General features: G+C 68.9%; 12 protein-coding genes. 9 read left to right on the top strand and 3 right to left on the bottom strand.

Annotated features, from left to right (window positions below):
- Positions 1-84: 84 nt before the first annotated feature.
- The 5 genes from JMF86_RS19650 to JMF86_RS19630 all read left to right on the top strand — a co-directional run bounded on the left by JMF86_RS19650 (position 85) and on the right by JMF86_RS19630 (position 4024).
- Entirely contained in the window at positions 85-1167 is a 1083-nt protein-coding gene (locus JMF86_RS19650) for a serine hydrolase (RefSeq protein WP_011547547.1), read from the top strand.
- Positions 1168-1211: 44 nt separating this feature from the next.
- A complete protein-coding gene (locus JMF86_RS19645; RefSeq protein WP_006478862.1) occupies positions 1212-1445 on the top strand; it encodes a hypothetical protein in 234 nt (77 codons plus the stop codon).
- 71 nt (positions 1446-1516) lie between these two features.
- Complete coding sequence (locus tag JMF86_RS19640) at positions 1517-1972, top strand: MarR family winged helix-turn-helix transcriptional regulator (RefSeq protein WP_011547546.1); 456 nt, start codon at positions 1517-1519, stop codon at positions 1970-1972.
- Between the two features lie 64 nt (positions 1973-2036).
- Positions 2037-2600 (top strand): isochorismatase family protein, encoded by a 564-nt coding sequence (locus JMF86_RS19635; protein ID WP_011547545.1) that lies wholly within the window; start codon positions 2037-2039, stop codon positions 2598-2600.
- Positions 2597-4024 carry a DHA2 family efflux MFS transporter permease subunit gene (locus tag JMF86_RS19630; protein ID WP_011547544.1) on the top strand — a complete coding sequence of 476 codons (1428 nt, stop codon included), beginning with the start codon at positions 2597-2599 and terminating at the stop codon, positions 4022-4024. Before JMF86_RS19635 ends, JMF86_RS19630 begins: the two co-directional genes overlap by 4 nt.
- A gap of 64 nt (positions 4025-4088) precedes the next feature.
- On the opposite strand, the gene JMF86_RS19625 is transcribed toward JMF86_RS19630, so the two are convergent.
- Positions 4089-4742 carry a LysE family translocator gene (locus JMF86_RS19625; protein WP_011694768.1) on the bottom strand — a complete coding sequence of 218 codons (654 nt, stop codon included), beginning with the start codon at positions 4740-4742 and terminating at the stop codon, positions 4089-4091.
- 42 nt (positions 4743-4784) lie between these two features.
- Here JMF86_RS19625 and JMF86_RS19620 point away from each other — a divergent pair, with 42 nt between their 5' ends.
- Positions 4785-5660, top strand: a complete 876-nt coding sequence (locus JMF86_RS19620) for a LysR substrate-binding domain-containing protein (protein WP_011547542.1) — start codon at positions 4785-4787, stop codon at positions 5658-5660.
- Positions 5661-5672: 12 nt separating this feature from the next.
- Here JMF86_RS19620 and JMF86_RS19615 read toward each other — a convergent pair whose 3' ends face one another.
- The gene (locus tag JMF86_RS19615) at positions 5673-7391 is read right to left on the bottom strand and encodes a SulP family inorganic anion transporter (RefSeq protein WP_011694769.1); all 1719 of its coding nucleotides are present in this window, start codon (positions 7389-7391) and stop codon (positions 5673-5675) included.
- Between the two features lie 463 nt (positions 7392-7854).
- Here JMF86_RS19615 and JMF86_RS19610 point away from each other — a divergent pair, with 463 nt between their 5' ends.
- The gene (locus JMF86_RS19610) at positions 7855-9096 is read left to right on the top strand and encodes a mechanosensitive ion channel family protein (protein ID WP_011694770.1); all 1242 of its coding nucleotides are present in this window, start codon (positions 7855-7857) and stop codon (positions 9094-9096) included.
- A 58-nt stretch (positions 9097-9154) separates the two neighbouring features.
- Here the strand turns inward: JMF86_RS19610 and JMF86_RS19605 are convergent, their stop codons facing one another.
- Positions 9155-10576 (bottom strand): PLP-dependent aminotransferase family protein, encoded by a 1422-nt coding sequence (locus tag JMF86_RS19605; protein WP_011694771.1) that lies wholly within the window; start codon positions 10574-10576, stop codon positions 9155-9157.
- 152 nt (positions 10577-10728) lie between these two features.
- On the opposite strand from JMF86_RS19605, the gene JMF86_RS19600 reads away from it, so the two are divergent.
- Positions 10729-13053, top strand: coding sequence for an FdhF/YdeP family oxidoreductase (locus JMF86_RS19600; RefSeq protein WP_012339851.1), 2325 nt, complete (start codon positions 10729-10731; stop codon positions 13051-13053).
- A 12-nt stretch (positions 13054-13065) separates the two neighbouring features.
- Positions 13066-13834, top strand: a 769-nt coding sequence (locus JMF86_RS19595; RefSeq protein WP_201317113.1) for a bestrophin family protein, incomplete at its 3' end; no start/stop codon positions are given.

The raw sequence follows: 13834 nt of genomic DNA, 5'->3' as shown, positions 1-13834 counted from the left end.
GCGATCGACCGTATAATTTCCCGCACCCGCCGACCGCCCACGCATTCCGCGCAGCCGCATCGCGCGTGAAAAGGAGACTTTCGCTTGACCGGCCTCATCGCGCGCCTGCCTCGCGCCCGGACCACCCTGATCCTCGTCCTGTCGTTCCTGCTGCTCGCATTCGCCACGAACGCGTCCGCGCAGCGCGTGCAGCCGCATCGCACCGCCCATGCGCAACCGCATGCCCATACGAAGGCCGTCAAGAAGAAGCCCCATCGCAAGAAAAAGGCCGTCAAGCATCGCCGCTCGCGCGTGACGCATCAGGCAGCCAAACGCCACGCGGCACCCGCGCCGCAGCCGCGGCGCGCGAAACGCACGACCGCCGTGCGGCCACGCCCGCCCGCGAAACCGAAATTGCTCGCCAGTTGCGGCTACACCCCCCGCGCGGTCGGTTCGCTGCATTCGCGCGCGGCCTACGTGCTCGACGTCGATTCCGGCACCCCGCTGCTGGCGCGCAACGCACGCACCGTGCGGCCGATCGCCTCGATCTCGAAACTGATGACGGCCGTCGTCGCGCGCGATGCCGATCGTCCGCTGAACGGCGTGCTGCGCGTGACCGCGCGCGATCGCGACACGATCAAGTTCACCGGTTCGCGCCTGCAGGTCGGCTCGGAACTGTCGCGCCGCGAGATGTTCCATATCGCGCTGATGTCGTCGGAGAACCGCGCGGCCGCCGCGCTGAGCCGCGACTATCCGGGCGGGCGCGCCGCGTTCGTCAAGGCGATGAACCGCGAAGCGCGCCGGCTCGGTATGCGACATACGCACTTCCGTGAGCCGACCGGCCTGTCGCCGCACAACGTGTCGACGGCGGAAGATCTCGCGCGGCTCGTCGGCGCGGCCGCGCAAGATCCGCTGATCCGCTATTTCTCGACCGATCTGTCGACCACCGTGCGCCCCGGCGACGGTGAACTCGTGTACGTGAATTCCGACCCGCTCGTACGCTACCGCCGCCTGCCGATCCGGCTGCAGAAAACCGGCTTCATCAACGAATCGGGGCACGGCGTCGTGATGCGCATGCGCGTGAAAGGCCGCCGGGAAACGGTCGTGCTGCTCGGCGCGGCGACGCGTGCCGGCGTATCGAGCGACGCAATCAAAATCCATCGCTGGCTGTCCTGTTCGATCCAGTAGACGGACACGGGCAGCCGGCGAGCTCACGCGACGGGAGCGACGCCATGCAGGACGAATACCGCTTCAACGCGTTCGGTCGGCTGCTCGCCGTGGTGCGCACGGACGGTCGCTGGGCCGTGTTCGATCTCGGCGCCGAAGGCAAGCGGCGCCCGGCCAATCTGCAGATTCCGTCCTCGCTCAGCGCGGACGAACTTGGCCAGTACCTCGGCGATCTGCTGCACGAAAACGCGACTCCGCGATACAGCGAAGTCGTACCGGTCGCGCATCGACGCACGTAATCGCACCGGGCAGCGCCACCAGCCGGCGATCAATTCGACAGTTAAACTTGCAAGTTTAACTGTCGTGTTCTATGATTGGCCGCATGAACCCGCCACGCAAACCCGGCGTTTCCGCCGAAACCGTCGCCGCCGACCTGACCCTCGCGGTCGGCCAGCTCATCCGCCGGCTGCGCTCCGAGGTCGATTCGGAAGGACTCGGCATGTCGCAGACGAGCGCGCTCGCGCGGCTCGAACGGCACGGGCCGATGACGACCGCCGATCTCGCGCGCGCCGAAGCGATGAAGCCGCAATCGATGAAGACGATTCTCGCGAGCCTCGAGGAAGACGCACTCGTCGAGCGCGAGCCCCATCCGACCGACGGCCGCCAGATCCTGTTCAAACTCACCGCCGCCGGCCTCGCCGCGCGGCGCAAGCGCAACGCCGCGAAACACCAGTGGCTTGGCGCCGCGATCGAGAAACTCGATCCGCAAGACATCGACACGCTCGCCGCGGCCATCCCGCTGATCCGCCGCATCGGCGAGCAATGAACCCGGCCGGCGCGCCGCGCTGCATGCGCGCCGGCTTTCCTTGCCCTTTTCCCCGGAGCCCATCATGAGCGCAACGCGTCTCGACACGAACACGGCGCTGGTCGTCATCGACCTGCAGAAAGGCATCGTCGCCCTCCCCACCGCGCACCCGGTCGCGCCGGTGATCGCCCGCACCCGCGAACTGCTCGACGCGTTCCGCAGCCGCGGCCTGCCAGTCGTGCTGGTCAACGTCGCGGGCGGCGCACCGGGCCGCACCGAGCAAGCGCCGCGCACCGCGCAGCTTCCGGCCGACTGGACCGAACTCGTGCCCGAACTGAACCGCCAGCCAGGCGACCACGTCGTGACGAAGCGGACCTGGGGCGCCTTCACCGGCACCGGTCTCGACGCACACCTGAAGGCAGCCGGTGTCACGCAGATCGTGCTGACCGGCGTCGCGACGAGCATCGGCGTCGAATCGACCGCGCGGCAGGCCTACGAGCTCGGCTACAACGTGACGCTCGCCGTCGACGCGATGACCGACCTCAACGCGGATGCGCACGTCAACAGCATCGAGCGACTGTTCCCGCGCCTCGGCGAGACCGGTACGACGCAGGACATCGTCGCGCTGCTCGACCGGCGCGGCGCGTGAGCGACCCACGCATCCAGCCGGCGCCGGGCCGCGCGGCCGGCCGGCTCGACCCGTCGATCTGGAAAGTCAGCGCGGTCGCGACGCTCGGTTCGCTGCTGTCGCAGCTCGACGCGACGATCGTCAACGTGTCGCTGTCGAGCCTCGCGACCGATCTGCATGCCAGCCTGGCGACGATCCAGTGGGTGACGAGCGGCTACCTGCTCGCGCTGACGCTGGTGCTGCCGCTGAGCGGCTGGCTCGTCGATCGCATCGGCGCGAAGGCGCTGTACCTGTGGTGCTTCTCGGCGTTCACGCTTACGTCGGCGCTGTGCGGGCTCGCATGGTCCGCGCCGTCGCTGATCGTGTTCCGCGTGTTGCAAGGCGTCAGCGGCGGCTTGCTCGCGCCGATGGCGCAGATGATGATCGCGCGCGTCGCCGGTCGGCAGATGGCGCGCGTGATCGGCTATGCGGCGGTGCCGGTGCTGCTCGCGCCGATCCTCGGCCCGGTCGTGGCCGGCGCGATCCTGCAGCACGCGTCGTGGCGCTGGCTGTTTCTGGTGAACCTGCCCGTCGGCGCGCTCGCGCTCGCACTGGCCGCGCGCTTCCTGCCTGGCGACCGGGACGATGCGCCGCGGCGCGCACTCGACTGGATCGGCCTCGCGTTGCTGTCGCCGGGCCTCGTGCTGTTCCTGTACGGCGTCGAGCGGATCGGCTCGGTGCCCGGCATCGCGGCGGTCGCGGGTTCGGCGCTGCTGCTCGTCGCGTTCCTGCGCGTCGAGCGCCGCCAGCGCGAACATGCGCTGATCGATCTCGCGCTGTTTCGCTCGCGCGTGTTCGGTGCGGCAGCCGGCACGCAGTTCCTGTCGAACGGCGCGCTGTATGCAGGCCAGATGCTGATTCCGGTGTTCCTGATCCAGGCATGCGGGCGCTCGCCGGGCGAGATGGGCTGGCTGCTCGCGCCGCTCGGGCTCGGCATGCTCGTCACCTATCCGTCGATGGGCGCGCTGACGAGCCGGTTCGGCGTACGCCGGCTGGCCGCCGCCGGTGCGTTGCTCGCACTCGTCGCCACGCTGCCGCTCGTGTTCCTCGCGCTGACCGGCTACGATCCGCGCGTGCTCGTCCCGGCGCTGTTTCTGCGCGGCATGGGCCAGAGTGCGATCGGCGCGCCGTCGATCGCCGCCGCGTATGCATCGGTCGAACGCCGCGACCTGCCGATGGCGACCACGTCGCTCAATATCGTGCAGCGGCTCGGCGGCCCGACGTTCACCACGCTATGCACGCTGTTCCTCGCGTGGCGGCTGCAGGCCGAAGCGGCGTCGGTCGGCGGCACGCCGGCCGTCGCGTATGCATGGGCGTTCGGCCTGCTGTGCGCGCTGCATGCGGCGAGCTTCGCGACGACGCTGCGGCTGCCGTTGCGCTCGGCCGGTGCAGGCGGCGGCGACTGACGAACCGGCAACGCACCGGCCGGTTCGCGCCGAACCCGGGCGGCGCCGCGTGCGCGGCCTCCCGCTACGGCAGCCACATCGGCACGATCGACGCCACCAGCAGCACGCCGAGCCCCGCATTCAGGCAGCGCCACTGCCGCTCCGTGCGCAACACGCGTGCGAACAGCAGCCCGGCGAAACACCACAGCGACAACGACGCCATCGCCGCCACGCCGAATGCAAAACCGAGCAGCACGCCGAGCCGCGCCGGCCCCGACGCGAGCGCCGCAAACGACGCGGCCGCACCGAGCGTCATCGCCCAGCCTTTCGGGTTGTGCCACAGCATCCACACGCCGCTGACGAACCCTTGCGGCCGGTGCACGTCGACATCGAGGCGCGGCTTGCCGCCACGACCGATGCGTAACGCCAGCCATATCAGGTACGCCGAGCCGACCGCCTTCATCACGAGCTGCAACGCGGGCAGCGCGAGCAGCACACTGCCGAGCCCGGCGGCGGCCGCCGCCGCCATCGACGCCAGGCCCGCGGCGATGCCTGCCATCAGCGGCAGCGAACGCCGATAGCCGAAATGGGCGCCCGATGCGGTCGCCAGCGTCGTCGCGCCACCCGGCGTCACGGTGGACACGATCACGAACAGCAGCAGCGGCAGATAGTCGTGAAGCGGCACGAGGGCTCCCGGTCGTCGTGATCGAAGCCCCGTTTTTACCTGCGATTCTTGCATTACGACAGCGAAACATTTTGATGCCTGTCATTAGCGGTCATAATGCGACGCATGACACGCAATCTCGACCTCGCGCTGCTGCGCGCATTCGTCTCGGTCGCCGATCATCGCAGCATGACGGCGGCCGGCCACGCGCTGCACCTGACGCAAGGCGCGATCAGCCAGCAGGTTGCGCGGCTCGAAATGCTGTCCGGCCCGCTGTTCGTCCGCGAGCATCGCAACCTGCTGCTGACGGCGGCCGGCGAGCGGCTGCTCGAACAGGCGCGACGGCTGCTCGCCGCCCACGATGCGCTGCTCGCCGAGCTGACCGCCGGCGCGGTGGAAGGCACGGTACGTGTCGGTGCGCCGCAGGATCTGGTCGGCACCTGTCTCGCGCCGATCCTGAAAAGCTATACCCACGCGCATCCGCGGGTCGCGCTCACGCTCGTGTGCGCGGCGTCGCCGGAGCTGCGGCGCGGGCTCACGCACGGCAACCTGGACGTCGCGCTGATCGAGGCCCCGGTCGGGTCGTCGCGCGGCGAGTGCATCGCCGTCGACCGGCTGGTCTGGGTCGGCGCGAAAGGCGGCACCGCGCACCGGCACTCGCCGCTGCCGGTATCGATGGTCGCGCAGACCTGCGCATTCCGCCCGACGGTGCTCGACGCACTGCGCGGCTGCGATCGCCCGTGGCGCACCGTGTTCGAGAACGGCAGTTTCGATGCCACGGCCGCGACCGTGCGCGCCGATCTCGCCGTGACCGTCTGGCTCGCGTCCACCGTGCCGCCCGACCTCGAGATCCTGCCGGCCGGCGGCGGCCTGCCCGCCCTGCCGAATTTCTCGATCAACCTGCATGTGCCGCGCGGCCAGCACACGCCGGCCGCGACGGAACTGGCCCGCTACCTGCGCAACGGTTTCGCGCGCCTGCGCGCGCTCGCGTAGCGCCGCATCGCGCTACACCGTGCCCGGCTCCTGCGGCGCGGGCGTCGTGCCCGCCGCCTCCAGCGCCTGATGCAGCGTGGCGAAGATGCACGACGCGCCGACCACCTCGGTGATCCCGTGACGATCCATGTCCGCACGCAGATAGCGGTTCACGCGCCCGAACAGCACGCCGATCCCGCGCGCATGCAGCGCCCTGACGAGATCGGCCAAGGTCCGCGCGGCCGAATAGTCGACATCGGTGATCGCGCCCGCGTCGACGACGAACCAGCGCGGCGGCAACGGTGCCGCGTCGACGAGTTCGGTCACTTCGGCAGCGAACAGGTGATCGTTCGCGAAGAACAGGTCGGCGCCGAACCGGTAGACGATCAGCCCCGGCGCCGTCATCGCGCCGCGCCGGGTCGGCACCGGCTGCCAGCGCCCGTTGCCGGCGACCGGTTCGAGCACCATCGTGTGCGGCTGGTAGCTGTGGCGCACGTGCCGCATCAGCGACAGCGCGACGGCCAGCAGGATGCCCTGCTCGACGCCGACCGTCACGACGGCCGCGGCCGTGATCAGCGCAAGCGTGAATTCGCCGGGGCTTTCCTCGCGGATCGCCGCGAGGCTGCGCACGTTGATCAGCCCGAGCGCGATCGTGAACACGATGCCGGCCAGCACCGCATGCGGCAGATACTGCAAATACGGGCTGAAGAACAGCAGCACGACGGCGACGACGACAGCGAACGCGAGATGGCCGATCTGGCTGCGCACGCCCGCGCCATCGGCCATCGCCGTCTGCGTCGGGCTGCCGTTGACGACGAACGCGCCGCCGAGCGCCGCCGCCGCGTTCGCGGCCGCGAGCCCGAGGATGTCGGCGTTGGTGTCGACGTCCTCGCCGTACTGCTGCGCGAACACCCGCGCGGCGGCCGCGCTCTGCGCGATGATCATCACGAAGCACGAAGCGGCGACCGGCACGAGATCGAGGAACTGCTGCCACGTGACCGACGGCCAGCGCAGCGGCGGCAGGCCGCCCGCCACGGGCCCGAGCACCGCGATGCCGTGCGCGGCGAAGCCGAACGCCGCGCTCGCGGCGATGCTGCCCGCCACCGCGATCATCGGCATCGGCACCCGCGGCAGAAACCGCTTGCACGCGAGAATCGCGCCGACGACGAGCGCCGCGAGCGCGAGCGTCGGCCGGTGCGCATGAACCAGGTGCGTGACGACGTAGTCGAGTTGCGCGAGGCTGCGCGACGCCGGGTACGGCACGGACAAACCGAGCATGTCGCCGAGCATCGCGATCGATACCTGCACGCCGACGCCGGCGAGGAAGCCGACCAGCACCGTGCGCGACAGGAAATCGGCGAGAAAACCGAGCTTGAAGATGCGTGCGAGCAGCAGCATCGCGGCGGTCAGCAACGCGACCATGCCGGCCAGCGCCGCATAGTCGGCGCTGCCGGCCGGCGCCATCGACGACAGCCGGCTCGCGAAAATCGTCGCGGTCGCGGAATCGGCGGCGACCACGAGATGGCGCGACGCGCCGAAGCACGCGAACGCAACGAGCGGCAGGAACACCGTATAGAGCCCCGTAACGGCCGGCATGCCGGCGATGCGCGCGTAGCCGAGCACCTGCGGGATGTCCATCGACGCGAGCGACATGCCCGCGAAGATGTCGCGCATCGCCGCCGCCCGGCGGACCGGGAGGATGCCTTTCAGCAGCCGCACGCGTGACGAACGGCTTTCGTTGGAATCTTGCATAGGTGAAATGCGTGAGGTCGAGTGGCGGGGGCCACGAACGGGTGCGCGACGGTGTCGCCTGTCGCTCACCGTCGCCGGACGGGCCGCATGGGCCGCACGCCAACGCGAGCAGCACACCGACGACGCCTGCGACGTCCGCATGATTGCATGGATCGCGGATCCCGCGTAGCGAAGCGCAAAGGCGTGCCGTCATGGCTTCCGGCCGATTGCATGCTGGCGGATGGCGCGTCCGGCAACCGGCTCGCGCGCCGGCTTGCGGTGATGTCGATTCGCGGCTCGCCTTCACCGTAATGCAGAGGACACCTGCACAATGGTGAGCCGATTCGGGAGCCGATCGCCCCGCCTTCACGGCACGCGTCCGGAACCCGATGGCACAATCACGGTCCCTTTCATGTGCCCTTCATCGGGCGCGCGCCGCATCGCGGCGCCGATTCAACGCACGAGAAAGCCCCTGTCCGCCTCTATGACCCTGAACGAATCCTGGTTTGCGCCGCTCGTCGGCATCCTCGTCCTGCTCGCCGCCGCCGGCGCGATCACCGCCGTCGTCCACTTCCTGCTGTTTCGCGTGGTCGCGCGGCTCGCGCGGCTGTCCGCCACGCGCGTCGACGACGCGCTGTTCGAATTCGGCGCCTTCAAATGGCTGAACCGCATCGTCCCGTTCGTCGTGATCAAGCTCGGGCTCGGCGCGGTGTCCGGCATTCCCGGCCTGGTCGCGCAGGTGGTCGACAAGGTGCTGTTCGCGCTGATCGTGTTCCTCGTGACGATGACCATCAGCGCGACGCTGTCCGCGCTCGAACACACGCACCGCACCGCGCAACGCGATCAGCCGCGTCTGTCGCTGAAAGGCGCGATGCAGCTGGTCAAGCTCGTGATGTTCATCACGGCCGCGCTCGTCGTGATCGGCGATGCGACCGGCAAGCAGATCGGCCTGCTGCTGTCCGGCATCGGTGCGATGTCCGCGGTGCTGATGCTGATCTTCAAGGACACGCTGCTCGGCCTCGTCGCCGGCGTACAGCTGTCGTCGAACGACATGCTGCGGATCGGCGACTGGATCACGATGCCGTCGGCCGGCGCGGACGGCACGGTCATCGACATCACGCTGAACACCGTCAAGGTCGCGAACTTCGATCACACGATCATCACGGTGCCGACCTGGAAACTGATCACCGAGAGCTACCAGAACTGGCGCGGCATGACCGAAGCGGGCGGTCGCCGCATCAAGCGCGCGCTGTTCATCGATGCGACGAGCGTGCGCTTTCTCACGAACGACGAGATCGAACGGCTCGAACGCCTGACGCTGCTGAAGGACTATCTCGAAGACAAGGTCGACGCGATCGAGCAATGGAACGGCACGCTCGGCGCGGCCGGCGAGTGCCCGGCGAACCGCCGCCAGCTGACGAATCTCGGCACGTTCCGCGCGTACGTCGCGAACTACCTGAAGGGCCATCCGCGCATTCGCCGCGACATGACGAACATGGCGCGGCAACTGCCGCTCACGGCCGAAGGCATTCCGCTCGAACTGTACTGCTTCACCGACACGACGACGTGGGTCGACTACGAGACCATCCAGGCCGACCTGTTCGACCACCTGATCGCGGTGCTGCCGGAGTTCGGGCTGCGCGTGTACCAGCATCCGTCGGGCTTCGACATGCGCCAGATGGTCGACGCCGCGCAGCCCGGGTTGCAGGCGCCGCGCGCGGCGTGATACCGGCCATGGCGGCAGGCCACCGGCCGCCGCGTGCCGTGCCGGCGGGCGGCAACGCTCACCGCGCCGCGCACTCCGACGCGAGCCGCCCCAGCACCTTCAGCGCGTCCTCGATCTGCCGCGACCACGGGTAGCTGTAGTTGAGCCGGATGAAATGCCGGTAATCGGTGCCGGCCGAGAACATGTGCCCGGGCCCGACCGTGATCCGCTGCGCGAGCGCCAGCGTGTACAGCTTCATCGCATCGACCTGCGGCGGCAGCTCGACCCACAGCACGTACCCGCCCTGCGGCTGCGACAGCCGCGTGCCTTCCGGGAAGAAGCGCCGCACCATCGCGCTCATCAGGCTCGCCTGCTGCGCATACTGCTTGCGCATGCGCCGCAGGTGAAAATCGTAGCCGTCGTGTTTCAGGTACTCGGCGATCGCGAGTTGCTCGATCGCGGGCGTCGCGAGCGTATTCAGGAATTTCAGCTTCTCGACCTGGTCGCGGTAACGGCCCGGCATCGCCCAGCCGATCCGGTAGCGCGGCGACAGGCTCTTCGTGAACGACGCGCAATGCAGCACCAGTCCGTCGCGATCGAACGACTTCAGCGCGCTCGGCGCCGTATCGCCGAAGTGCAGCTCGTGATAGACGTCGCTCTCGATCGCCGGCACGCCGTGCTTCGCGAGCAGTTCGACCAGCGCGCGCTTGCGCGCATCGGGCATCTGGAAGCCGAGCGGATTCTGGAAGTTCGGCATCACCATGCAGGCCGCGATGCGCTCGTTCGCGAGGATTCGCCCGAGCGCGTCGAGATCGATGCCGTCGCCCGGGTGCGTCGCGACTTCCAGCGCGCGCATGCCCATCCGCTCGATCGCGTGCAGCATCGCATAGAAGGTCGGCGACTCCACCGCGATCGTGTCGCCCGGTTTCGCCACCGCCTGCAGGCACAGGTTGATCGCCTCGGTCGCGCCGATCGTCATCACGATCTCGCCGGGCTCGACCGCGACTCCGCGCTCCGCATAGCGCCGCGCGATCTGGCGGATCAGTTCCTGGTTGCCGGGCGGCAGGTCGTCGATCACGCCCCAGCGCGTGCGGCGCCGCCCGATCGCCTGCGCATAGCGCGCGAGGCGCTGCACCGGAAACTGCGACGCGTCGGGATACGGCGAGCCGAGCGGCACCGCGTCGTCGCGCGCGATCGAGCGCAGCGTCGACAGCACGAGCCGGCTCACGTCCACGGCCGACGGCTCGGCGGCCGGCGCGGAGACATGCAGCTCGGCCTCGGCCGGCGCCGCCGCGCGCGCCCGCACGAAGTAGCCCGACTGCGGCCGGCTTTCGATCAGGCCGCGGCTTTCCAGCACGAGGTACGCGCGCAGCACGGTCGTGACGCTGAGCTGCTGCTGCCGGCTCGCCTGCCGCACCGACGGAATCCGCTCGCCGGGCCGGTACACGCCCCGCTCGATCTGCGCCTGGAGATCGTCGGCCAGTTGTTCGTAACGCTTCACGCGCCTCCCTTTCAACTTCCCTTCAGCAACACAGTTGCGATCCGCACTGTCTGAATGGCCGAAACTGTACTCTTTTTTGAAGTGAACAGGTGTACACACAGCGGGACGGAGGCCGCGCGTACTCTGCACGCATCGACCCCGACACCCGCATCATGAAAAAGAAATCCGCCACCGCGCGCATCGAACCGTACACCCACCCGGCCGCCGGCTGGGGCGCGCTGAAAGCCGTCACGATCAACCTGATCAAGGAAAAGGTCGCCGGCGGCAACTACCGCACGCTGCTGCGCCAGAACCAGCCGGACGGCTTCGACTGCCCGGGTTGCGCGTGGCCCGACCGCCAGCACGCATCGACGTTCGAATTCTGCGAGAACGGCGTGAAGGCCGTGGCCGCGGAAGCGACGAGCAAGCGCGTGACGCCCGACTTCTTCGCCGCGCACACGGTGACCGAACTGCTCGAACAGTCGGATTTCGAACTCGAACAGCACGGCCGGCTCACCGACCCGATGGTGTACGACGCGCAAACCGACCGCTACGTGCCGATCGCGTGGGACGACGCGTTCGCGCTGATCGCGCGCCACCTGCGCGCGCTGCCCGACCCGAACCAGGCCGCGTTCTATACGTCCGGCCGCGCCAGCAACGAAGCCGCGTTCCTCTACCAGTTGTTCGTGCGCCTGTACGGCACCAACAACTTCCCCGACTGCTCGAACATGTGTCACGAGGCGACGAGCCGCGGGTTGCCGGCGTCGGTCGGCGTCGGCAAGGGCACCGTCACGCTCGACGATTTCGAGCATGCGGATACGCTGCTGATCTTCGGCCAGAACCCCGCGACCAATCACCCGCGGATGATGGGCGAGCTGCGCGAGTGCGCGAAGCGCGGCGCGACGATCGTGTCGATCAACCCGCTGAAGGAGCGCGGGCTCGAGCGCTTCGCCGATCCGCAAAGCCCGCTCGAGATGCTGACGATGTCGGGCACCAAGATCGCGTCGACGTTCATCCAGCCGACGATCGGCGGCGATTTCGCGCTGATCAAGGGGATGGCCAAGCGCGTGCTCGAACTCGACGACGCCGCGCGCGCCGCCGGTGCGCCGCGGGTGCTCGACACCGCGTTCATCGACGCGCACACGGCCGGCTTCGACGCGTTCGCCGACGATCTGCGCGCCGAAAGCTGGTCCGCGCTGACCGCGGAAAGCGGCGTGCCGTACGAGCAGATCGACGCGCTCGCGCAACTCTATGCACGCAGCGAACGCGTGATCGCGACGTGGGGAATGGGCATCACGCAGCACAAGCATTCGGTCGCGACGGTGCAGATGCTGACCAATCTGATGCTGATGCGCGGCAACATCGGCCGCCCCGGCGCCGGCCTCTGCCCGGTGCGCGGTCATTCGAACGTGCAGGGCAACCGCACGGTCGGCATCGAGGAAAAGCCGTCGCAGGCGTTTCTCGACCGGCTCGGCCACGTGTTCGATTTCGAACCGCCGCGTCATCACGGTTACGACGTCGTCGAGACGATCGAAGGGATGCTCGACGGCCACGTGAAGGTGCTGATCGGCCTCGGCGGCAACTTCGCGATGGCGACGCCCGACACGCCGCGCACGTGGGAAGGCATGCGCCGCTGCGAACTGTCGGTGCACATCACGACGAAGCTGAACCGCAGCCATCTGATCCACGGCCGCGACGCGCTGATCCTGCCGACGCTCGGCCGCACCGAGATCGACCTGCAGGACAACGTCGCGCAAGGCGTGACGGTCGAGGATTCGATGAGCATGGTGCACGTGTCGTACGGGATGAACAAGCCCGCTTCGCCGAACCTGATGTCGGAGCCCGCGATCGTCGCGCACATGGCGCACGCGCTGTTCGGCAGCGGCAAGATCGACTGGCTCGCGTACAAGGATGACTACGCGAAGATCCGCGACGCGATCGAGGCGACGCTCGACGGCTTCTACGACTACAACACGCGCATCGCGCGGCCGGGCGGCTTCCATCTGCGCGTGGCCTCGCGCGACCGCGAATGGCTCACGCCGACGGGCAAGGCGAACTTCATCGCGCACGCGCTGCCGACCGACACGCCGATCCAGCGTGCCCGCGCGCTGCACGGCGAACGGCTGATGACGCTGATGACGACGCGCTCGCACGATCAATACAACACGACCGTCTACGGGCTCGACGACCGCTACCGCGGCGTGTTCGGGCAGCGCCGCGTGGTATTCGTCAACCGCGACGATCTCGCGATGCTCGGCCTGAAAGCCGGCGAATGGGTCGACATGGAAACCGTGTGGCACGACGGCATCGAGCGGCGCGCGGCGGGCTTCCTGCTCGTCGAATACGACATCCCGCGCGGCTGCATCGGCGCGTACTACCCGGAAACCAATCCGCTCGTGCCGCTCGACAGCGTCGGCGACGTGTGCAACACGCCGACGTCGAAATCGGTGCCCGTGCTGCTGCATCGCGCGGCCGCGCCGGCCTCGATCGCCGCCTGACGGAGCACGCCGATGATCGTTCGTCCGCGCGAACACTGGCTGCGGATGCTGCTCGTCTGGAACGGCTCGGTGCTGCCGACCATCCTGCCGCAGCTCGTGCTGACGCTCGCGATCAGTCTCGTCGCCGTGTGGGGCGGCGGCCGCGTGCTCGGCGAGAAGGTGCCGCTGAATCCGACGCCGTTCACGCTGATCGGCCTGACGCTCGCGATCTTCGCCGGGTTTCGCAACAACGCCAGCTACGAACGCTATCGCGAGGGCCGGCAGCTGTGGGGCGGCGTGCTGACCGCCACGCGCACGCTGGTGTCGCAGGCGCTCTGCTACGGCGCGGTGGACCGTGACGACGCATCGCGCCGCGCGTTCGTGCGCACGGTCGTCGCGTTCGTCTACACGCTCAAGCATCAACTGCGCGGCAGCGACCCGGCCGCGGACCTGCGTGGGCTGCTCGATGGCGCCACCTATGCGCGCGTCGCCGCTTCCCGGTTTCGCCCGGTCGTCATCGTGCACGCGCTGCGCGAAGCGTTCGCCGCGCGCGCCGATGCGGGCCAGCTCGCCGACACGCGGCTGTGGATGCTCGATGCGCGCCTCGACGATCTCGTCGCGATGGTGAGCGGCTGCGAGCGCATCGCGTCGACGCCGATCCCGTTTTCATACGACGTGCTGCTGCACCGGACCATCTACGCGTATTGCGTGTTGCTGCCGTTCGGCCTCGTCGATTCGATCGGCGCGGCGACACCTTTCGTAACAGTTTTCGTCGCCTATACGCTGATCGCGCTCGACGCCA

The organism is Burkholderia sp. E168m15 (genome assembly GCF_016586105.1).
Classification (GTDB): domain Bacteria; phylum Pseudomonadota; class Gammaproteobacteria; order Burkholderiales; family Burkholderiaceae; genus Burkholderia; species Burkholderia orbicola.
The sequence above is the reverse complement of the archived record's forward strand: the minus strand, read 5'-3'. Positions and strand labels throughout refer to the sequence as shown.

Bases quoted from the DNA above. Each gene is read 5' to 3' on its own strand.
- JMF86_RS19600 (WP_012339851.1), top strand. From the start codon at position 10,729: ATGAAAAAGAAATCCGCCACCGCGCGCATCGAACCGTACACCCACCCG.
- JMF86_RS19620 (WP_011547542.1), top strand. From the start codon at position 4,785: ATGCGACGCATGACACGCAATCTCGACCTCGCGCTGCTGCGCGCATTC.
- JMF86_RS19640 (WP_011547546.1), top strand. From the start codon at position 1,517: ATGATTGGCCGCATGAACCCGCCACGCAAACCCGGCGTTTCCGCCGAA.
- JMF86_RS19615 (WP_011694769.1), bottom strand. From the start codon at position 7,391: ATGCAAGATTCCAACGAAAGCCGTTCGTCACGCGTGCGGCTGCTGAAA.
- JMF86_RS19610 (WP_011694770.1), top strand. From the start codon at position 7,855: ATGACCCTGAACGAATCCTGGTTTGCGCCGCTCGTCGGCATCCTCGTC.
- JMF86_RS19645 (WP_006478862.1), top strand. From the start codon at position 1,212: ATGCAGGACGAATACCGCTTCAACGCGTTCGGTCGGCTGCTCGCCGTG.
- JMF86_RS19635 (WP_011547545.1), top strand. From the start codon at position 2,037: ATGAGCGCAACGCGTCTCGACACGAACACGGCGCTGGTCGTCATCGAC.
- JMF86_RS19625 (WP_011694768.1), bottom strand. From the start codon at position 4,742: ATGCAAGAATCGCAGGTAAAAACGGGGCTTCGATCACGACGACCGGGA.